This window comes from Paenibacillus sp. J22P143, from assembly GCF_059692035.1.
Window position 1 is genome coordinate 31,757 of record NZ_JCAUAQ010000009.1, and the last position, 21,773, is coordinate 53,529.

The 21,773-nt window shown below is 42.6% G+C and carries 16 protein-coding genes and 1 pseudogene; 13 read left to right on the top strand and 4 right to left on the bottom strand.

What is annotated here, in order from left to right; genetic code table 11:
• Nucleotides 1-123 precede the first annotated feature (123 nt).
• Nucleotides 124-1,227 (top strand): ATP-binding protein, encoded by a 1,104-nt coding sequence (locus tag AC58PQ_RS15140; RefSeq protein WP_497242811.1) that lies wholly within the window; start codon nucleotides 124-126, stop codon nucleotides 1,225-1,227.
• Nucleotides 1,228-1,332: 105 nt separating this feature from the next.
• Here the strand turns inward: AC58PQ_RS15140 and AC58PQ_RS15145 are convergent, their stop codons facing one another.
• From AC58PQ_RS15145 to AC58PQ_RS15160, 4 genes and pseudogenes are all read right to left on the bottom strand, one after another.
• Nucleotides 1,333-2,370 (bottom strand): Ger(x)C family spore germination protein, encoded by a 1,038-nt coding sequence (locus AC58PQ_RS15145; RefSeq protein ID WP_497242813.1) that lies wholly within the window; start codon nucleotides 2,368-2,370, stop codon nucleotides 1,333-1,335.
• Nucleotides 2,282-3,217 (bottom strand): GerAB/ArcD/ProY family transporter, encoded by a 936-nt coding sequence (locus tag AC58PQ_RS15150; RefSeq protein WP_497242815.1) that lies wholly within the window; start codon nucleotides 3,215-3,217, stop codon nucleotides 2,282-2,284. Before AC58PQ_RS15150 ends, AC58PQ_RS15145 begins: the two co-directional genes overlap by 89 nt.
• Nucleotides 3,204-3,737 carry a spore germination protein gene (locus tag AC58PQ_RS15155; RefSeq protein WP_497242817.1) on the bottom strand — a complete coding sequence of 178 codons (534 nt, stop codon included), beginning with the start codon at nucleotides 3,735-3,737 and terminating at the stop codon, nucleotides 3,204-3,206. Before AC58PQ_RS15155 ends, AC58PQ_RS15150 begins: the two co-directional genes overlap by 14 nt.
• Before the next feature lie 49 nt (nucleotides 3,738-3,786).
• Nucleotides 3,787-4,044: pseudogene (locus tag AC58PQ_RS15160) on the bottom strand (spore germination protein); the annotation flags it as partial.
• A 503-nt stretch (nucleotides 4,045-4,547) separates the two neighbouring features.
• Between AC58PQ_RS15160 and AC58PQ_RS15165 the strand changes: the two are divergent.
• The 12 genes from AC58PQ_RS15165 to AC58PQ_RS15220 all read left to right on the top strand — a co-directional run bounded on the left by AC58PQ_RS15165 (nucleotide 4,548) and on the right by AC58PQ_RS15220 (nucleotide 21,665).
• The gene (locus AC58PQ_RS15165) at nucleotides 4,548-6,131 is read left to right on the top strand and encodes a spore germination protein (RefSeq protein WP_497242819.1); all 1,584 of its coding nucleotides are present in this window, start codon (nucleotides 4,548-4,550) and stop codon (nucleotides 6,129-6,131) included.
• The gene (locus AC58PQ_RS15170) at nucleotides 6,112-7,221 is read left to right on the top strand and encodes a GerAB/ArcD/ProY family transporter (protein WP_497242821.1); all 1,110 of its coding nucleotides are present in this window, start codon (nucleotides 6,112-6,114) and stop codon (nucleotides 7,219-7,221) included. Before AC58PQ_RS15165 ends, AC58PQ_RS15170 begins: the two co-directional genes overlap by 20 nt.
• Nucleotides 7,218-8,384: a Ger(x)C family spore germination protein gene (locus AC58PQ_RS15175; protein ID WP_497242823.1), complete on the top strand. Its 1,167-nt coding sequence runs from the start codon at nucleotides 7,218-7,220 to the stop codon at nucleotides 8,382-8,384. The genes AC58PQ_RS15170 and AC58PQ_RS15175 overlap by 4 nt, the downstream gene beginning before the upstream one ends.
• A gap of 1 nt (nucleotide 8,385) precedes the next feature.
• Nucleotides 8,386-8,601, top strand: coding sequence for a hypothetical protein (locus tag AC58PQ_RS15180; RefSeq protein ID WP_497242826.1), 216 nt, complete (start codon nucleotides 8,386-8,388; stop codon nucleotides 8,599-8,601).
• A 301-nt stretch (nucleotides 8,602-8,902) separates the two neighbouring features.
• Nucleotides 8,903-9,070, top strand: a complete 168-nt coding sequence (gene sda, locus AC58PQ_RS15185; protein WP_497243014.1) for a sporulation histidine kinase inhibitor Sda — start codon at nucleotides 8,903-8,905, stop codon at nucleotides 9,068-9,070.
• A 459-nt stretch (nucleotides 9,071-9,529) separates the two neighbouring features.
• Entirely contained in the window at nucleotides 9,530-11,023 is a 1,494-nt protein-coding gene (locus AC58PQ_RS15190) for a sensor histidine kinase (RefSeq protein WP_497242828.1), read from the top strand.
• On the top strand, nucleotides 11,001-11,843 hold the full coding sequence (locus AC58PQ_RS15195) for a response regulator transcription factor (RefSeq protein ID WP_497242830.1): 843 nt from the start codon (nucleotides 11,001-11,003) through the stop codon (nucleotides 11,841-11,843). Before AC58PQ_RS15190 ends, AC58PQ_RS15195 begins: the two co-directional genes overlap by 23 nt.
• A 149-nt stretch (nucleotides 11,844-11,992) precedes the next feature.
• Nucleotides 11,993-13,066, top strand: a complete 1,074-nt coding sequence (locus AC58PQ_RS15200) for an ABC transporter substrate-binding protein (RefSeq protein ID WP_497242832.1) — start codon at nucleotides 11,993-11,995, stop codon at nucleotides 13,064-13,066.
• A gap of 92 nt (nucleotides 13,067-13,158) precedes the next feature.
• The gene (locus AC58PQ_RS15205; RefSeq protein ID WP_497242834.1) at nucleotides 13,159-14,274 is read left to right on the top strand and encodes an ABC transporter ATP-binding protein; all 1,116 of its coding nucleotides are present in this window, start codon (nucleotides 13,159-13,161) and stop codon (nucleotides 14,272-14,274) included.
• A 473-nt stretch (nucleotides 14,275-14,747) separates the two neighbouring features.
• Nucleotides 14,748-15,836, top strand: coding sequence for a HupE/UreJ family protein (locus AC58PQ_RS15210; protein WP_497242836.1), 1,089 nt, complete (start codon nucleotides 14,748-14,750; stop codon nucleotides 15,834-15,836).
• A gap of 62 nt (nucleotides 15,837-15,898) precedes the next feature.
• Complete coding sequence (locus tag AC58PQ_RS15215; RefSeq protein ID WP_497242838.1) at nucleotides 15,899-20,188, top strand: carbohydrate-binding protein; 4,290 nt, start codon at nucleotides 15,899-15,901, stop codon at nucleotides 20,186-20,188.
• A 325-nt stretch (nucleotides 20,189-20,513) separates the two neighbouring features.
• On the top strand, nucleotides 20,514-21,665 hold the full coding sequence (locus tag AC58PQ_RS15220) for an S-layer homology domain-containing protein (protein WP_497242840.1): 1,152 nt from the start codon (nucleotides 20,514-20,516) through the stop codon (nucleotides 21,663-21,665).
• Nucleotides 21,666-21,773: the final 108 nt, after the last annotated feature.

Genomic DNA, 21,773 nt, shown 5'->3' on the forward strand with positions numbered 1-21,773 from the left:
TTAAAGTGAAAAAATCGATTTTCAACGTGAAATTTTTCAAATACAATAGGTATGTAAGTAGGAACGATAGGTATGTAAGTAGGAACGATCCACGATCAGTACAAATTGATATGAAGGAAATGAATGATGAGAATCAACCCTAGTCATCGATACCAGCATTTTAGAAGGAGTCACAATAATACGACGAAGCAATCTAAGTTGCAGTTGAGTGAACAACGTTATCGACGCATGGTTGAGATTTCCCCTGAACCAATAATCGTCCATAGCGAAGCAATTCTTATCTTCTTAAATAGAGCAGCTTTAAAACTGATTGGTGCGGATTCTCAAGAGGAAATGATCGGTAGATCCATTTTTGACTTTATTCAATGTGATTACCATGGAATAGTAAAACGCAATCTTCTCGAAGTAGGCGATGAAGAAAACTACCTAGAATTCATACCTATTGAATTAATTCGTATCGATGGAGAGAACATTGAAACTGAAATCTCTAGTATAGAGGCGTTTAATTTCTTGGGGAGGGCAGTCATACAAAGTGTAATAAGAGATATCTCTGCTAGGAAAAGAAATGATGAATTTTTAAAAAGAACAGACAAACTTTCTGCTATTGGACAATTAGCTGCAGGAGTTGCCCATGAAATACGTAATCCACTAACGACACTTAAAGGATTCACACAGTTACTAAAAAGTAAGTATAATGAACCCTATTGTGCAATCATGTTGGAGGAACTGGATCGCATTAACTTAATTGTAAATGAGTTCATGTTACTGTCAAAACCTCAGATTGCAAATAGTAAACAAAATAATATTAAAATACTGATAGATAATGTAATCTTCCTTTTAGAAGCACAAGCAAATATTAACAATGTACAAATCATTGCTGAACTGGAAGAAAACATTCCCCCAATTTATTCTGATGAGAATCAACTGAAACAGGTATTTATTAATATTATGAGAAATGCAATTGAAGCAATGCCTAACGGTGGGAGTTTAATTATTCAGACTCAAGCAAGTAGTGAAAAAATAGTACTCCGTTTCATCGATCAGGGGGATGGCATTCCCCAAGATCAGATCCTTAAACTTGGTCAACCTTTCTTTACTACGAAGGAGAAGGGGACGGGCTTGGGATTAATGGTGTGTTATAATATTATAGAAGCGCACAAAGGTACTATTCAAATAAAAAGTGAGCAAGGTAGAGGTACAACCGTTAACATTACTTTTCCCATTTAGTAGAACATTTTAGTCGATTTTATAGCTTTTTGCACCAGAACCGGTTAGGGATCTGCTTTAAAGTTGCAACTCCACTATCGGTATTCGTTAGGTGAAAGACAAGTTTTACTTTTTCTTACCTCTCGAGCCATAGTCGTTTATTTTCAGTTTCACGCTGTACGTAACAGGGGTCTTACTGAACTCATTATCCCAGTTAAGTTTCACCTTTTGCCACACTTGAGGATAATCGATTCTTAGTTGTGTGCCAAACCCGGCAACCTCCACGCGATACTTGTTTTGCATGGCCCCCAGAATCATGTCGATATGCCGTTCGACTTCTTTTTCTGCCGCTTTTTCTGCTGACTGAAGGTATTTGTCATCGAGATAGTCGACGGTTTTACGCCAGTCCTCCGTTAGGCGGCCAGTCGATTCGATGTCGACTTTAAAGGAAATCTTGTCTCCTGCTACATGCGTGTGAATACGGCTCTTAAGCGATTCCAACTCATAGATGATCAACGGCTGATTCTCATCATCCAGTGTTTTCACCACTCCCCCTTTGCTTTTCCCCGTTAACCAAGTCAAGCCCTCCAGCTCCTCTTCGCTTAGAAACCCGATTAGTTTATTTTCCTCCTGCTTGAATACGGCGGCTCCCGCAAATTTCACTTCCCCTTGCGAAGCGACTACGCTCTGGATCAGGAAGCTGGAATGGGTCGAAATCTTTTCCATAATGTTTTGAAGCGTCATCGGCGGCAATATCCTCGTATTTCTGTATTGATTTTTGGTAATACGAACGAGTCGATCCACGGGAATATCCGAGCCTTTTGACTCAAGTGTATCTTTCGCAAGTCCTCTGGCGACGAGCACAAGGCTGCTTTCTCTCGTCCTATTATCAAGAAAACGCTGATCGAGCAGCGTCTGCAAATCCATGCTGCGCACTAGTTTTTCGCCAAATACGAACATTTTTTGATGCTGGTTAAATATAGGTTTGGACTCAAGCGAAACTTCTCGCGAAATTTGGTGAATCATATCCCCTGTAAGGGATTGATTTTTGTATGGTTTCTGGTCCCCAGAGCTGCTAAATATAGTGATAATACGCTTTCTTAAATGTATGCGAAAGTCCCAACGAAACGATGTAATGGTAAATGACAAATCCAGTAAATACATGTACGACTCGAACCACGATGAGCATAGATTCGTACCGTTCGAGGAAGAAGCCGGTAATTTCATAAGAACGGACCATGGAAATCGAGGGCCATGTCAAAGTAGACACTTGTTCGAACGGAATGCTCCCCAATACGACGACGACGGTTACCAAATAAATGCACACGGAAATCCCGATACCTGTCAGAAGCGCTTTGTCTGCTTTTTCAGGTCTGCTCATAAAAGCTGTAATGAATAACATCGTTTCTATTCCTATAAATGACCTCCAGGCTTCGGGAAGTCCTCTGAATACAGGACCAATCCCCAGCCCCAGCCCCAGCACCGGTCGCAAATTTTCAAGCTCGAAAAGCTTAAAGCTTAACAAGAAGCTAATGAATATTAAGACGATGGTAATAGGTAAAGTTATTTCGAGCAGACGAGCGATGGAGTTGATTCCTCCCGCTGTCAGATATACGCCTACGCACATGAAGACGAGGATGATAAACTCTTTCGGTGTTCTTTCAAGAAATAGAAAGTTAATCAACTCTGACATGTCGCGGATTTCAAATCCGGCATAGAGAGCATAATAAACGATCAGAACAAGGTTTAGCGCCTTCCCGACCCATTTGCCTGTAATGATTTGACTGTATTCAAAAAATGTTTTCCCCTGAAACCGCTGACTGAGTTTGACCACAATCAACCCGAAACCAAATGCGATGATACCCCCGACGATCACCGTAATCCATCCATCAGGGGTCTGCATCGTATCCGCCAAAAATCTCGGCAAGGTCAGGATACCCACGCCCAGTAGCGTATTCGCTAAAATAACAGTAGCTTGAGATGCGGTAATGCGATCATTATGACGGATCATGCGATAGCTTCCCTTCCACTGGTTCTTCCCCTTGTCGTGTCATGTTCTGTGGATTCATCATCTGCGGCCGCTTCCTCATGCTCGAAAGGGGAGCGCGTATCAAGAAGTCTTTCCAATCGTTGGGACGGTACGATACAAAGGGAGTTGCGTAAGGAATTCCAAAATTATTAATTTTTACAAAGTGGATGCATAGGAAAAGAGTAAACAAGACAACACCGTAAATCCCGAGTGTGGCCGCGGAAAACATGGCAGCGAAGCGCAGCATGCGCAAAGCGATCCCCGCATCGTATTGAGGAATGGCAAACGAGCATATCGCAGTAAACGAAACAACGATAACCATGATCGGACTGGCGATGCCTGCTTCAACGGCGGCTTGTCCGATGACTAATCCTCCGACAAGCCCGACCGTCTGGCCGACGGGTTTGGTCGGAATTAAACCTTGATGAAACGATAAGAAAGAAATGTAGATGGCCGGTCCGAGTAATGCGACGAACGCTGCGAAAAAACGCAATAATCGCACTAGAGAGGATGGGATCCAGTGAATCCACCAATTTCGGATCGGCGATTCCATCTACATAGGAGATGACTAAGTTTTTCTTGTTTCTCTCCCCCACCTGGTAATTCAGCATTCGCAAATTGGAATCGGATGCCCTTGAACGAAGCAGAGCTATATTCTCATCCACTGAATTGGCAAACCCAATCCGGGGACCCCGCACTAGCGATTCCGAAGATGGTTCTTCAAAATTTTGCGGCACAGTGGATCCCGTTCCGAGGATCAAACTGCCTGAAATACCGTCGATGATCAAAGCTGTTGACCCTGTTAACACTTTTTCAATAACCTGATATTAAATTCGCGCACGGCATAGTCCGAGTTGTCACATAAACGCTCGGATAACATGTATAAATTTGCTTGTAAATTAGTAGTCAGCGTGTCGGCAGGTGGCCAATCCGTCCACTGCTTTCGAGGCAAGTTAGTTGTGTCTGAAAGGGAATTCCAGGAATCTGTTGGCTTGTTCTCTTCGTTCCATCCTCGATTAACCCGTTCCTTATGATGAAACCACCCAAATAATCTAGAGGTACTGTATGGGATAAGAAAAGTGAGAGATGCCCATATGAGCATTTTCCATTCCGGGAGAACTTCTACTATTGTGCGCCACATGTATAACACCTCGGGGATATAGTATGGTTAATTAACAAAATTTTCATGTATGCTTTTGATGCAGGATGGTGTATCTGCTGTACGGAACTTGCTCTAAGATTGGAGTTGCAGTGCATGATTTTACTGTAAATGTGAATAATAACCATTATTCGTTTTGAGGAGTATGTTAAGATGGGGTTTGATTTTTTTCAGCGCAAATGGACATCGATGCAAAAACCGGCAAGCTCTTCAGGTCAAGTAACGGCGCCATGCAAGCTTTACATTTCACTTGACGAAAATGTACGCATGGTTATAAGCAAATTAGGTGAGAGTCCGGACCTTGTTTACCGAAGCTTTCAGCTTGGCGATAGTGATGTGCAAGCCGCTGTGATGTATATGAACAGTCTAGCGGATGACACCGTCATCAATAAAGAGGCCATTAACCCACTCATAAACGCTCGTTTCGAATCCGAAATCAATGAATATGCAGATCTGATCGACATGATAGAAGCAACGATTGTACCGATAGGCCAAATTAATAAAGTCGACACGATAAACGCTTGTATAGACGCTGTGCTGCATGGTAAAACGGTCCTGTTTATCGAAGGTCATCAAACCGCTCTGGTTTTGAAAACAGTTTGTGAGACCACATCGAGAAACATTACTGAGCCCATGAATGAAACCGAAGTCAGAGGCCCGAGAGAGGCTTTTGTCGAAAGTTTGAATACCAATATATCGCTAATCCGCAGAAAAGTGCACAATGAGCATTTACAGTTTGAGAATTTTGAACTAGGGGAGAAAACTAGAACGACTGTATGCTTGGTCTATATGGCTGAACTTGCCCCCGTATCGCTTGTTGATGAGGTCAAAAAAAGGGTCGGAAACATAAAGATGGCCGGAATTTTGGAAAGCAGCTACATTGAGGAATGGATTCAAGATCATCCGACAGGGCTGTTTCCTCAAATCGATTATACAGAAAGGCCGGATCGTGTAGCGGCCATGCTTCTGGAGGGGCGAGTCATCATACTCGTGGATGGCACACCGTTTGCCCTCATTGTACCGACTGTATTTTTGCAGTTTTTCACAACCGTTGGCGACTATTATTTGAACTTTTATTTTGCAACGGCTTTACGTTGGCTGCGCTTGTTAGCTTTTTTTATTTCGCTTGCAACACCGTCGTTGTATATTGCCATAATCACAATGCATCAGGAGATGATACCGACTACGTTAGCTTTACGAATTGCCGGCGCACGCTCTGATGTTCCTTTTCCTGCTTTCGTGGAAGCTTTGCTGATGGAGATCTCATTTGAATTACTGCGGGAAGCAGGGATTCGTCTGCCGAAAGCCGCTGGTCAAGCGGTTAGCATCGTTGGAGCGTTAATTATCGGGCAAGCGGCAGTCGAAGCGGGCGTCGTTTCACCTATTATGGTCATGGTTGTTGCGTTAACAGGAATTTCTTCTCTTGCAATTCCGAGCTTCAGCCTCGCTTTAGTCGTTCGACTGCTTCGCTTTCCACTCATGGTTTTGGCCTCGATTCTAGGCATTCCTGGCATCACAGTTGCACTTCTGTGCATTCTTACCTATATGGCTACAATGAAATCATTCGGTTTGCCATACCTATCTCCGATATCGCCTGCAGTACCAATTGACTGGAAAGATACATTATCACGAATGCCGTTTCCTGCATTCAGAAAAAACAAGCATCATTTCGCTCGGCAGCCCCGCCAAAGCGAGTTTGAACAGGAGGAACAGCTTCATGAGTCAAAGCAAACATAAACCGGTCATTAGCGCAGCGCAGGTCGGCTTTCTCCTTGCAGCCTGTCGTATCGCGACGATGGTCGTTTTTTTGCCAGTCGTCATCAGCACAGCTGGAGGTGGAAAGGACGCTTGGATTGCAGCAATAATCGTCTGGCTATGTGGCTACGTGATTTACGGGCTTTATGTTTATTTGGCGCAAAGGCATCCGAACCTGACGCTTATCCAAATTTGCGTTACGCTGCTCGGAAAATGGGGGGGAGGAGCGCTTTCAATCGTTTTGTTAGCGTTTTTTTTGCAAATGTCTGTCTTTTTGATGAGAACCTTCGCCGAAATGTTGAAAACCGCCGTTTTGCCGGAAACACCTGTGTCTGTTTTTATCTTATTCATAACATTCGCCGTGATATTTTGCGTACAAAGAGGTCTGGAAGGTATCGTCAGGACAAATAGCATTACGCTGCTGATTACAATCGCCTCGCTGCTGCTCATCGTAGTTTTGGTGGCTAAAGAGGCTCATTTCGATGGATTGCGGCCGATACTGGAGCAGGGCTGGGGGCCAATCTTGATTAGAACGGTCGTTCCGATTGCCTGGACGGGTGAAGTTATTCTTATTTCAATGCTGTTTCCATATGTATCCGATAAAAAAAATATGTTGAAATACTCTTTTTGGGCTAATACGGTTTCGGGGTTATTTTTGATCTCGCTATCCATCATGCTAATTAGTGTTTTCGGTGCGGAAGAGGCGAAGAATTTGACACTTCCTGTATTTTCGCTGACGCGCATGGTTTCCATTGCGAATTTTTTTGAAAGAATTGAAGCCGTGTTGGTTGTGGGGTGGATTAGCTTGCTTCTGACAAAAATATCGATATATTTATACGCGGGAGTAACGGGCGTAGGCCAATGGCTCAGATTGAAAACGTACAAATTTTTGATCATACCTATGGCTGTGTTTTCCATGATATTGGCTATAACATCCTTTGACAGCCTAGCCCAATTATTGTACAGCTTCTCTCCTCATAATTTCGGTGTATACGCAAATAGTGTCGAAATCGTGCTGCCATTACTTTTGATTAGCATATCAATGATTCGAAAAAGGAAGAAAGCAATATGAAAAGACGTTTATGGCGAAGTGCCGCAGCTATAACTCTGCTTGCCGCTATTGTATGTACGACAGGATGCTGGAACCGAAGAGAAATTGAAACATTGGGTTTCGTGATTGCTGCGGGTATTGACAGCGATAAGCAAGGGTACCTCTTCAGTACACAGGTCGTAAATACCGACAACATGGGTAAAGGTAAATCAGAACGATTTCCACCCTATCTTGTGTATACAGCTGTGGGGGAAACGATTTTTGATGCGGTTCGCAAATCGACCCACGTATCGCCTAATAAATTGTTTTGGTCACACACAAAGGTTTTGGTTATCAGCGATAAAATAGCGCGGAAAGGGATTAAGCCGGCACTTGAATTTTTCAGCAGAGATGGAGAGGAACGCCGAAATTTTATGTTGACCGTAACTCCAGGGCAGGCTGAACATATTATCAAAGCAGACGTGAATTTGAAGAGAATTCCGACAATCGCACTAATGCAACTAATTGATATTACAAAAGCCACTTCAACTTCATCTCCGATTACTTTAAATGATTTTTTGCGGGTGTATACAAGTAGCACAAGTATCCTTGTGCCTACGGTCAGCATTGAAAAAGAGCAAAGTGGAAAAGAGAGGTATTATATGACAGGGTCAGCTGCTTTTACAGGGGATAAGTTATCTGCTTATTTCTCGCCGGTTCAGACTCGCGGTGTTTTGTGGGTGCTCGGTAAAGTCAAAAGCGCCATTCTCGTAGCAAATTGTCCGGGTACTAACGACCACAAGGCAGAGAATAGACTCGCCTTTGAAGTTTTTAAAGCAAAATCGAAGATCAAAGCGGAGAAGCAAGAGGGGCGATTTATGATGAAAGTACATGTCAAAGAAAGCGGGACTTTGGCTGAAGCCTCTTGCAGCAAAGATGAAATAAATCCGAAAAGCGTGAAAGAGCTCGAAGTCATCAAAAAGAAAGAAATCGAATTGGAAATCGCCCAGGCCATCGCGAAAGCCAAGGAAGAAAAAACAGATGTTTTCGGTTTTGGTGAAACGATACATCGTTCTTATCCGAATGAATGGAAGGAGATTTCCAAAGAATGGAACGACATATTTGCTTCGCTCACAGTCGAAGTCATTGTTGAAACGAAAATAACCGGGAATACATTATTGAAGCGGATTGAGGGAGGGAAATAGTATGTTGCTCGGAGCTGTTATCGTATTGACGCTGTTTAATTTGAAAGATTTGTCCGTATTGCTGAAAACCAAGAAGAAGAAAGAAATGATGATTTTCATCCTGCTAACGGTTTGCAACGTCGTATTGGGTACGCTTGTGGCGATTGACGTGAAGTTTATGACGCCTCTGCAGCTCCTAAACGCGGCGATGGATCGATTTTTCGGTAAAGCTAGCTAACTGTAAAAATTAGCAGATGGACGAAAAAAACAGCAGGTGGAAATAATCAATCCAATGATTCAAATAATATTACAAGAAATCTATATATCTTCTATTTAAATGTTTGGTGAATAATAGGAAACTATAATGTGATTGCAATGAGTGCCCATAGCACATTAGCAATAACGTGAAAATTAGCAGATGGACGAAAAATCTGCCGATGGTATTCATTCAAATTGTCGATTACTGTGGACACATGCAAGATATTTTTTACGTGATCGTATTCGTGAATTCACAAAATCTCAATTTGAGGTGATCAATTATTCGGTTATTACAGGATGATGAATTATTAAATGTTTTAAATATTGCCACGACTCTAAAACTAGAAACTGAATTTATTCAATTGATTTTAAAAGAAATATTTCGACGGAAATTGGAAATCGAATTTTCGTTCATTGAAGAAAAATATAAATATGTATTTGAAGCTTAGAAGAACTAAGATATTAACGCCAACAACAAGGAGTGCTCATAGCACATTAGCAATAACGTAAAAATTAGCAGATGAACGAATAAACTGCCGATGGTATTAAACGGAATTGTCGATTAGTGTAGACACGAGGGACGTTCACTATACATTCAGCTTATAGTGTGAAAACTAGATGTGGAATGTCCAAGGATAGTTTGGGATTAAGTTATGGCACACTGATAAGGTGAGAAAATGATAAAAAATTACAAACCTTATAGAGATAGTATTAGGAAATCATTTATTAGTTATGCGCTTATTCCGGTAATAATCATCGGATTATCAAGTTATTTTCTTTTGTTTTTCAGTTTCTACCGGACTATTGTCTTAAGGAACTATTCGGTCAATGCTCAAATAGCAGAGTCGGTAGCATATATAATAGGATATTACCAAAAAGAAGCAAATCGATTATCAACTGATGAAAGCTTGCTGGACTATCTAGAGTTTAATTATTCAAACAGCGAATTATATGGCGTGTTCTATGAAATTGTGAATAAAATGGAAATAAAAGGTGATTTCTTCGTGTTCGATAATCATCTGAAGCCTTTAATACAAAGCTCGAAGCATCTTCCTGAGTATGCTCAAGGTGAGAGTGCACTCAATTGGGGATTCGTAAGTAGAATGCTGGAAATGCCTGACAAGGTTGTTCTGACCAGACCAACTACTGTGATAACTGCCAGTCAATCATTGTCAGTTGGTAAAGCGATTGTAAAGGATGGCCATGTGGCCGGATTTATTACCTTTGACTTTGTTGAAAGAGACCTGGTTAAGCTTATCAGCAAAAATTTCTCGATCAGTACCGTGATCACTGATAAGTACGGATATGTCATTGCGAGTACCAATGAATTGTTAATTAACCAATCAGATAAGATAAATGTGAATTTTAGGGACAAGTCTGGGTTTATCCAGATGAAAGAAGACAGTCATTATGTTACGAGGACGGATATTCTGGATGGGGAGATAGTTGTGTATACATTCACCTCCATCGGTTATTTGGGCTCGATGCTTATTTTGGCGGGAATACTGTTAATTTTGCTATTTGCTTTGTTGACCTTGACGACTTACTTATTGGCAAGAAAAATAGCAGGCAGTAAAACCAAAGTCATTGATGACATCATTAGGGCAATCGAGAATGTTCAAAACGGCAACCTGGATACCCGGCTCTACGTCAATACCAATGACGAATTCCAGGTTTTTGCAGAAACGTATAATCAGATGCTGACCGATTTGAAAAACCTGATCGAAGTGAACAAAGAAAAGGCCCGACAAAGCGTAATATCTGAAATTAAACAGCTGGAATCCCAATTCAATCCCCATTTTCTGTTCAACACGTTGGAGATGATTCGATATATGGTGAAAATGGATCCGACTTCTGTAAAAAAGGTTATTGTAGGATTATCCGAATTGTTAAGATATAGCATCAATAATACGCTTACAGAGGTAAGCCTGGAAGAGGACGTCAAATATACGAAGAACTATCTTCTCATTCAAAAATACCGTTTTGGTGAAAATTTCAACTACAAAATCCATGTGGAAGAAGATGCCTTGGATTGCATAGTTCCCAAACTTATCGTTCAGCCGATCATAGAGAATGCAATCAAACATGGCTTAGCTAATCGTCAGTCCTTGACTGTACAGATTAATGCAGCTGTAGATGAGGAATATCTGAACGTAATCATAAGTGACGACGGCGAGGGGATTGAACCAAAGGTTCTGGAAAAAGTGAGGGACATTCTTGCGGGGAATAAAAATAACTCCGCACATGTCGGATTGTTTAATGTCCACAGAAGAGTGCAACTCATGTATGGTGAAAAGTTCGGGATCGACATATCAAGTCGGCAAAATGGCGGAACCGTCGTCAAAATCACCTTGCCGGTCGACAGGAGTGCAGCCGAATATGTTAAAGGTGTTAATCGTTGAAGATGAAGAAATTATTAGAAAAGGGCTAGTTCATACCGTTGATTGGATGTCGATGCAATGTACCATCGTGGGGGATGCCAGTAACGGAGAGGAAGGACTTCAATTAATTCATCTGCTTCGACCTGACCTGGTGATTACGGATATTAGAATGCCAGTCATGAATGGGATAGCTATGATTGAACAAGCTTTGAGCATATATCCATTCTACAGCATCATCCTGACAAGTTATTCCGAATTCGAATACGCCAAGAAGGCTATTTCACTGAAGGTATTCGAATACTTGTTGAAGCCTGTCGATGAAGAGAAGCTCGCAGAAATAATCGAGAATATCAAGCGTGATATCAAGCAAGAACAAGTTTTCAACGACATCATCAAAAAAACGAAAACGATCAACAATATTAATATGATAGAGTTGGACGTTAATCTTTTTGCCGAAGAAAAGCTGAATTACTATGTTAGTCAGGCGATCATCCGAATCAAGAACGATTACAATCAAAAGTTGAGTATTGAACTTATCGCTGATGAATTGGGTATTAGTTCGAGTTTTTTGAGCCGTAAATTCAAGGAGACCACCTCCCAAACCTTTTTGGATATCCTTAACAAGTACAGGATCCAGAAGGCTGTAGAACTGCTTGCAACAGGTAAAAGCCGGATATATGAAATAGCTTATATGACCGGCTTTAGCGAATATAAGCACTTCTGCAATGTGTTTAAGAAATATACAAGATCTTCTCCTACAGATTTTATGAAATCCGGTAACCGGATCGTCCTTAAGAATCAAGGAAAAGAAGAGAATGAAGAAGTGGAATTAAAAGAGTAGTGTTCATAACGGTTTAGTTCATTTTTTAGGATAGTTGTAGATTTTTTCGGATTGTTATACTTATTTCAATTTAATAAGATAAAGTTGTAGTGAAATGTTACAAGAAGTAACAAGATATTACAAAAAAAAGAACACTTGGGGGAGAAAAAATGAAGAAGACTTTCGTATTATTGCTAACTGCAACCACGGTATTAATGAGCGCTGCTTGCTCAAGCACAGCACCATCGAGCACGAAGGAAACGGTCCCAGTCAAGGCTGCCGCAGAAACCAAGAAACCAGAACCTACAAAGAATGAGTCCAAAAGTCTTGTCGTTTATACAGCGGCAGCTCAAGATGTCATGAATGTCGTTATTCCGGAATTTGAAGCTAAAACAGGCGTTAAGGTGGAAGTCGTTACAGCAGGTACAGGAGAGCTTCTCAAGAGAATAGAAGCCGAGAAAGCGAACCCGTTGGGAGATATTGAATGGGGGGGTACTGTATCGGTCACAGCTCCTAAGTCTCAATTATTTGAACCTTATAATACGCCAAATGAAAGCGCTATAGCTGATGTTGCCAAGAATACTGAAGGAATGATTACACGTAATAACGTGATTCCGATGGTTCTTCTAGTGAACAATAAACTGATTGGCGATATCAAAATTGAAGGCTATGCGGATCTGCTTAATCCGAAGCTGAAAGGTAAAATCGCATTCGTTGATCCTGCCAAGTCATCAACTGGATTGACTCATCTCGAAAATATGCTTTTAACCATCGGGGCTGAGGATCAGAATAAGGGCTGGGATTTCATCAAAGGCATGGTCAAAAATCTTGACAGAAAACTTCTAGCGAGTTCAGCTGCAGTGCCTAAAGGTGTCGCTGATGGCGAATACATTGTTGGTCTGACTCATGAGGAGCTGGCATCTGCTGCTGTTCGACAAGGCTCTCCGGTATCCATTGTCTATATGAAAGAGGGAGTTGTCGTATCTCCTGGTACTGTACAGATTATCAAGGGTGCGAAAAATATGGAAAACGCTAAAAAGTTTGTTGATTTCCTGACATCTAAAGACTTGCAAACCACTACAGCGAACAAACTCAATATGCGTGCTACAAGAACGGATGTTCCTGCGCCGTCAGGGTTAAAGCAGCTTACGGAATTCAAGATTATACCTGAAGATGTGAAGGTTTTTCAAACGAACAGTCAGGCTTGGCTTGACAAATTTAAAGATGTTTATACAAGCAACTAAGAGGATTTCGTCATAATAAAATAAATGTCTAAGAGCTGTATAAGCCTGTAACCGTTTTATGTTACGGGTTTATATGGTGAGGAGGAAGCAGAATGAGTGTAGCTATCCATGTTAAACATATTGTTAAAAAATACGACAACGGTAATATTACAATAATTCCAGATCTATCGATTGATATAAAGAATGGTGAATTTTTTACCTTATTAGGACCATCCGGTTGCGGAAAAACGACGCTGCTAAGAATGATAGCAGGGTTTAACTCTATTGAGTCAGGAGAAATTTCGTTTGACGATCAAGTAATCAACGATATACCAGCACATAAAAGAAACATTGGGATGGTATTCCAAAATTACGCCATCTTCCCGCACTTGACGGTGAAGCAAAATGTTGAATACGGCTTAAAGCTTAGGAAACTAACCAAAAACGAGATTCATAAAAAAACAGACGAAATGATGAAAGTTGTAAAAATCGATCAGTACAAGGAAAGACTTCCAGAGAAGCTTTCTGGCGGTCAGCAGCAGCGTGTAGCACTGGCAAGAGCGATTGTCATTCGCCCTAGTGTTCTTCTGATGGATGAACCTCTGTCGAATCTGGATGCCAAGCTCCGAATTGATATGAGAACTGCGATCAGGGATATACAAAAAGAAGTGGGGATTACTACGGTGTATGTTACCCATGATCAAGAGGAAGCTTTGGCCATATCCGACCGAATTGCAGTCATGAAGGATGGCGTGATTCAGCAAGTGGGCAAGCCGAGAGATATTTACACCCGTCCAGCCAATGCATTTGTATCTAGTTTTATCGGTCACTCGAACTTCTTTAAGGGTCATATCGAGTTGAAAGCGAACGAAAAATGGATCGTTTTCAAGGATGGCTTTCGGATACCAATGTTTAATTTAGTAGACGATGTGAAAGACGGTCAAAAGATTATTATCACGGTCAGACCTGAAGAATTCTCCATTGCCGAGAAAGGCTTGAGAGCAATAATTAAAAAGAGTACTTTTTTGGGTCAGTATATCAATTATGCAGTAGACTTCAATGCAGGAATGATGACGGAAGCCAGTCTAGCCGGTGAATTCGTTCAGGACTTGGGCAATGCGAGCGAATTTTACGAATCGAAGGATAGGCTATTTCTTTCTCCGAAGTCTGACAAAATCAATGTCTTTACTGAGGACGGAGAAAACAGCTTAATCAAGAATGTGAAGTAATAGGGTGCTCACCAGTTGAGACCTTCTTTAAGGTTACGGCGGTCATGATGATGCCTAGTGTACTTGCTGGAGCCATATTGAGCTGGATAACCGTGATTAATGAGTTAAGCGCATCGATTATTATTTATTATATCCCTATTAATTTTCTTCAAACTGTCAGGAAGCAGGTCGGTTAGTGTTTATCGTAACGCTATACGGCAAACTAGACATGAACACCCCAACGCTTGTTCCCGCATCCCCATATAAGAGCATTCATCCTTTTTTGAATCAAAAAAATCATAACATAACAATTACATTATACGTAAATAAACATAACTTAATGTGTTAAGTTTTTACTTTAAATTTACAAAATGAAAACATACAGTTATTAAACCTTTGCTACTATGAAATATATAACCGGTAGAAGGGGGTATGGGTGTGGAACATTGCCGAGAGATGCATCGATCTAAGAAAGAGGAAGGTGTCAAATCGTAATGGCATTTATACGGAACATGATAGTTTTACTGTCTATCGTGGTAGGTTGGTGCTTAGGTTCGCAACCGGCCGAAGCTCATCAGGGTAATAAAGGCTTCTCGCAAATTAAGATTGAAGGCCGTCAAGCAGTCTATGAGCTGTATTTGCCGGAAGGGGAATTGCCTTTTATTGATACCGATGGAAATCAGCGAGTGAGTGCGGAGGAGTTGGCCGCTGGTCAGGACCTTCTCGTCAATTATGTACGGCAGCATGTAGAGCTGAGGCAGGACGATGAAACGCTGGCATTTCGCTTCGTCTCGGCGAAGTTCACCGAACGGACTGAGAGTCACGGTGTTCAGATGGTGTTGGAATACACTTCGAGGTTTACGTTAGACAATCTTACTGTTCATTATTCGTGTATGTTTGACGATATTGAGCCAACACATGTGAATTTTATTACGATTGTTAAAGGCGACGATGAGGTAAACACGTTTATTGATTCTGGAAACCGCATACTTCAATACGGGAACCCAGACGAACGTCCTTTACTAGGAAAGCTCCTTCAATTCGGCGTGCTTGGAATGAAGCACATTTGGACGGGATATGATCATCTAATGTTCCTGCTCAGCCTGCTCATTGTCGCCGCTGGGTGGCGGGATGCATTGCGCATTATAACGGCCTTCACCGCCGCACACAGCGTGACGCTGCTGCTGACGGCAACGGAAACAATTCAAGTCAACTCGCGCCTGATCGAGATCGTCATCGCTCTTTCCATAGCTTATGTGGCTGCGGAAAATTGGTTTATACGCCGGAGAGCAAATGCCCCCCGTTACCGGTGGCTGCTCACATTCGCTTTCGGTCTGGTGCATGGGATGGGGTTCGCCGGCGCATTGCAGGAGACTGGGCTTCCGAGCCGTAATTTTATCAGCTCGCTGCTCAGCTTCAATGCAGGAATTGAAATTGGACAATTGGCTATCGTCGCAGCGGTACTGCCTTTACTCCTGTTAGCTCGCTCGCGGAAATGGTATTCGCTGCTTGTGATCGGCTTGTCGGCCATCGTGTTCGCATTCGGGGTAGTATGGGCGATCCAGCGTGGATTTCAGCCATAAAGAGCGAGAATGAGTACAGATTTACTTATAACCAAGATATAAGATAAAAGGAGATGTATTTTATGGTAGCGAAGCTTAAAAAGTCATCACTTTCGTTCATCCTGATGGTTACACTCATTTTCAGCAACTTTGCTGGCTATGCACCAGTACATGCAGCAAGCGACGCCTATAGTCGGATAGAAGCAGAAAGCTTTAGTTCCAAATCGGGGGCCAACCTGAAAGTTGAAGCCTGCCCAGAAGGTGGACAATGTATTGGAGGTACGAATGACGGCCAGTATTTAGTATATAACGGTATTGATTTTGGTAGTGGTGATTATGGCGCTACTAAATTTAGTGCTAGAGTTTCAGTAAAGGGACAAAATGCAGGCGGTAATATTGAAGTCAGGCTTGACAGTCCGACAGGTACTTTAGCGGGAACACTCACTGTCGCAACTACTGCACCTGACAATTGGAATGTCTTCCAGACACAATCTACGGATATTGCCAATATTACCGGCACTCATGATGTTTATCTTGTATTGAAGGCTACAAAGACCTATGTAGCCAACATTAACTGGATTCAGTTTTCAAAAACAAGCAGCATTGCCATAACAACACCACCAACGATGCTGATTTACGGCATCGGGGAGAGCCTGGATATCTCCGGCATGGCAGTAACCAGCACTTACAGTGATGGGTCGACAAGGGTGGAAGCCGTCACTGCATCTAATGTAAGTGGATTCAATAGTTCGGCTGCGGTAACTAGCCAGACACTAACAGTCACAGTACGCGGTATGACAGCTACCTACAGCATAGCAATTTCGAGTGCAATTGCAACATTGAGAAGCATTGCCATTACATCACAACCAACAAAGCTGACTTACATCATCGGTGAGAGCCTTGATCTTACCGGGATGGCAGTAGTCGGTACCTATAGTGACGGTTCGACTAAGGTGGAGGCTTTCAAAGCTTCCGATGTAAGTGGCTTCAACAGTTCGGCTGTGGCGGCGAGCCAGACACTGACAGTCACAGTACGCGGTAAGACAGCAACTTTTACAGTAGGGATCAGGTCGAAGACGCTAAGCATCGTAACCCCCGCAGCGATTACTGGCGTATTAAATGGAACGGCGCCTACACCTGCGGCTCTTGGATTACCTAGCACTGTAGTATCGGTAATCGAAGGGGTCAATGTGAATACATTTGTAAACTGGAACGTAGCTGCCTCAGGTTACGATCCAGCTGTAAAGACTGAGCAAAGTTTCACGGTTTCAGGTACGGTTGATCTGCCGTCAGATATTATAAATTCGAATAAATCTACAACCATCCGTGTAACGGTTCTAGCTGCAACAGATCCGAGTAAGGATAACAGCTATAAATTTAGCTATATGGCCTTCTCCGATACGCACGCAACAACACAAGGCTCTCCTCAAGATATTGCGCTTGACAATGCGATGCAGGACGCTATACGAAATAATGCGGGATCCGTTAGCATTGTTGGAGATATTACCGATTACGGAACAGATGAGCAATATAATGTCATCAAGAACACAATGAATAAGTACCCCCAGGTGGAGCGCAATTTTGCATATGGGAACCACGAGGTAAGATGGGTTGGCGGAATCGAAGTAGCGAAAAGCAGATTTTTGAATAATACAGGAATGCCGGGCGTTTATTTTGATAAGTGGATTAACGGATACCACTTCATCTATCTGGGATCGGAGGCTGATGATAAGGACGGCGCTTATATTTCAGATACCCAGTTGGAATGGTTAAAGGTTACGTTGGCAGATGGTGCAAGTAAAGATAAACCGATGTTCTTATTTCTCCATCAGCCATTAGAGAATACGGTGTCCATGTCGCATACGAATGATGGCATTTATGGCTATGATAGCGACGACGCTCAGGATCAAAAGATTAAGGACCTTGTGGGACAATATCCGCAAAGTGTTCTAATAACAGGACATTTGCATGACGATATGACACTGCCGGGCAACTTGTATAACGAACAATATTTTACAATGATTAGAGATGGAGCTATTGTTAATTCGGGCGGCCCGGGCGCTCAAGCCTTGATTTTTGATATTTATAAGGACAAGGTGGTCATCAATGGAAGGGACGTCAACAAACGGACTACGATCGCGTCCTGGACCATCAAAAATTATACAACGGATGCTCTTTCCGCAGATACGCAAGCACCCACCGTGCCTGCCAATGTCACAGCGAAAGTAGTGACAGATACGATGGTAACTTTGGAATGGGATAAGGCTACAGATAATTTTAGTGGGAATGTAGGCGTTATTGGCTACGATGTTTATAACGGCTCTACCTTGGTTGGATCGACATCAGGAAGCACAAGCTTGATTGTGACTGGACTGTCTGCTAATAAAGCGTATCCATTTACAGTAAAAGCCAGGGACGAGGCTGGAAATGCTTCACTTGCAAGTAGCCCGTTCAATGTTACTACATTAGCCTACGATCCAGCTGCGGTGAATGTAGCTCTGAACAAAACGGTTACAACAAACGGGAACTTGACTGGCTTCGAAGCGTCCAAAGCGGTCGATGGATCGACAGCAAGCGGCAGTAAATGGGCGTCTAATACGACCGGAGATAAATGGATGATGGTCGATCTTGGACAAAATTATAATATTGCCAGATGGGTAGTGAAGCATGCGGGAGGAAGCGGAGAGACGATTTCGCTGAATACCAAACACTATAAGCTTCAGGGAAGTGTGAATGGAACGGATTGGGATGACCTGGATTCAATACGAGGTAACGTTTCTCACAGCACTGACAGATATATACCGATATCGACCATAAGGTATGTTCGCCTCTACATTACAAGCGGGCAAAACGCTGTTGAAAATGGAGCTTCAAATATTTATGAGTTTGGAGTGTATGGGGTACCTGGTCCTAACAACATCGTAGCACCTGTATCGATTCCAGTTACGCAATCGATGGTCAATGCTTCTACGATTCCATATCCTGGTACAGGAGGGACAACGCAGCAGAACGGCTGGCGTGCGTTCGATAACGATTTAAACACATCGCCCGATACATTGTCGGGTTCAAGCTGGGTGCTTGTAGACTTTGGCGCAAACAACAAGCAAGTGATCGGCACCATCAAGTTTTATCCTAGATCAAGTAATATAGGCCGGCTGAACGGAGGGATATTCCAAGGCTCTAACGATGGAACGAACTTCGTCAATCTGTATACAGTAGGCAGCCTCAGCGAATATAAATGGTATAAGGTGCCGGTAACCGACAAGACACCTTTCCGTTATTTCCGCTATTACACGCCTAACGGATTTGCTAACATTGCAGAAATCCAGCTTTTTAAGCCGGTGATTGACAAGTCGTCGCTCACGCAGCTATTAAATCAAGCGGCAGCCGTTAATGCTAACCAGTACACGGCCGACAGCTACACTGCACTTCAAACAGCTATAACGACGGCGACTAGCGTGTCTGCGAGTGCAAGTGCAACACAGGCAGATATCGATGCTGCGACGGTCAGTCTGCAGACGGCACTGAACGGATTGCAAATTCAGCTCTCTCCTAAGTCTACATTGACAGGTGTATCGCAGGTAACTTCTGGGCAAACCTTCACTCTGACGATGGGGCTGACAGACGTTACGCAAAGCGTATACCAGCAAGTGTATGCCCAAGTTCTAACACTTCAGTATGACCCTTCAAGTGTGCAATTCGATGCGGTTACATCTGTAAAAGAAGGGTTTCAAGTCATTGATAAAAAGGAAACAGCTCCAGGACAACTCCGGATTGTGGCTGCGAGCGTGGGTGCGAAAGTGTCTGCCCAAGGCGATTTGCTCGCGATCCAATTTAAGGCCAAATCTGTAGCCCAGGCAACCAGTACGACAATTTCTGTGGGCCATGTAAGTATTGCTAACGGGGCGGGAAATGAGCTGCAGCTGGGCGGTTCCTCCCACGAGATCCAAATAACTATACCTAGTATACCTGTAGACAAGTCACTCTTGAATACGTCGATAGCAAGTGCTCAGGCGAAGTACAATGCAGCAGTAGAAGGCAATAGAGATGGTCTGTATGTGATTGGCTCCAAAGCGCAATTGCAGTCGGCTATCGATACGGCTAGTGCAATAACGAATAATTCGAACGCGACTCAGCAACAGGTGAATAATGCGAAGACCGCATTGGAAGCAGCAGTTCAGTTATTCGAAAGCAAGCTAATAACCGCAGATATCAATGGAAATGGTGTCTCAATTGGAGACTTGGCTATTGTTGCGGCAGCTTATGGTAATAGTCGAGGTCAAGAAGGCTGGAATGAGAAAGCGGATGTAAATCATGACGGCAAGGTTGACATTGATGATCTGGTAATCGTAGCGTATGTGATCATTAACTAAAACAGCTTTAAGATTTTATTAAGGAATAGTCTATCTAAGCAACCTTATTACGTTATGCAACTGCGGGGTAAGGTTGTTTAGATTATTCTTAGAAGGGAAATTTGAAATATCACATGCCTGTATACTATTTCGAACAGTTATGGACGCCACTTAAACTAATCGGGATTCGTTTCTATCGAGATGACCAAAATGGTTTATGGATAAAATGTTGGAACAGACCTAGACGACGTTTAAAATTCATGGAATAGATGCGGAATCAGGGCAGCCGAACGATCTATCATTAAACCAACCCACACCATTTTATTTGAAAGGGAGAATTTCTTCGATGATGAAAAAAATACATGCATTTAGTCTGATATTTCTCTTAACAATAATTGTACTTCCACCACTCGGTATACAAGCAAACTCCGACCCAGCCTTTGTGCTTTCGATCTCGGATGACAACATATCGGCAGGCGATAACTTCCAAGTGACGGTGAGTGGAAAGCAAGTAAACGACTTGTACGCCTATGAAGTCAATTTATCGTTTGATACTAGCCATTTGAAATTTATCAATGGTTCTAGTGATCGTAGCGGATTTACTGTGGGGCCACTTGTGAAAGACAACAAAATTCAAATTGCGAATACGCAAACAGGCAAAGTTCCAGGCAAAAACGGGGATGTGACACTAGCCAAGCTGACATTTCAAGCGATTAGTCAAGGGTCTGCTGAAATTGCACTAGAAAGCTTGAAACTAGTGAATTCGCAGTTAGTGTCTACTGTTGTTTCAAGCAAGAGTAGAGCTACGGCTACTATAAACAACAAGCTCCCTATGAAAGATGTGTTTAATAGCGACATTGTTAGTATAAAAGTTTTAGTTCAAGCTATTCAGTCTAAGGTAGAGGAAGCCTTGAAATCTAATACGGAAATTGAACTGTCTGACGTTAAAGGACACTGGGCCGAAAAGACCGTCGGTACGTTCGTGAAACTGGGCTTTATCGATGGGTATGAGGATGGATCGTTCCAACCGGATAGCAAAATTACACGTGCTGAGTTTGCAGCGATCATCGCGCGCGTATTTGATATCAGCAGTGGTGCTAATCATTCCGTTGTACTGAACGATCTCGACAGTCACTGGGCTAGGGGCGTTATTGAGAAACTTGCTAGCGCAGGGCTGATTAATGGTTACGAAAACGGATCCTTTAAGCCGGATAAAACAATCAGTCGTGAGGAAATGGTCGTTATTTTATCCCGTATTATCAACTTGAATAAACTGGATAAAGATGCTTCCAAAGGCAACTTCACAGATTTGGCAAGTGCAAGCTCCTTTGCAGTGAATCAAATCAAAGATGCGGCCGAATCTGGACTCATCAGCGGCAAGAATGATGGAATCTTTGATCCGCATAGCAACACCACAAGGTCAGAGGCGCTTACGGTCATTCTGAATGCATTGAACCTTAACCCTCAAATTAAAACATTATTGGATAGTTTGTACTAATTCTTCGTCATGTAGCAGATCTGTGCCATTCGCACAGGTCTGCTTTCAATTATAATTCTCTGGCGAAAATAATTTTCAAGGGGGTTCCTAGTTCCTCGCCTTAACTAA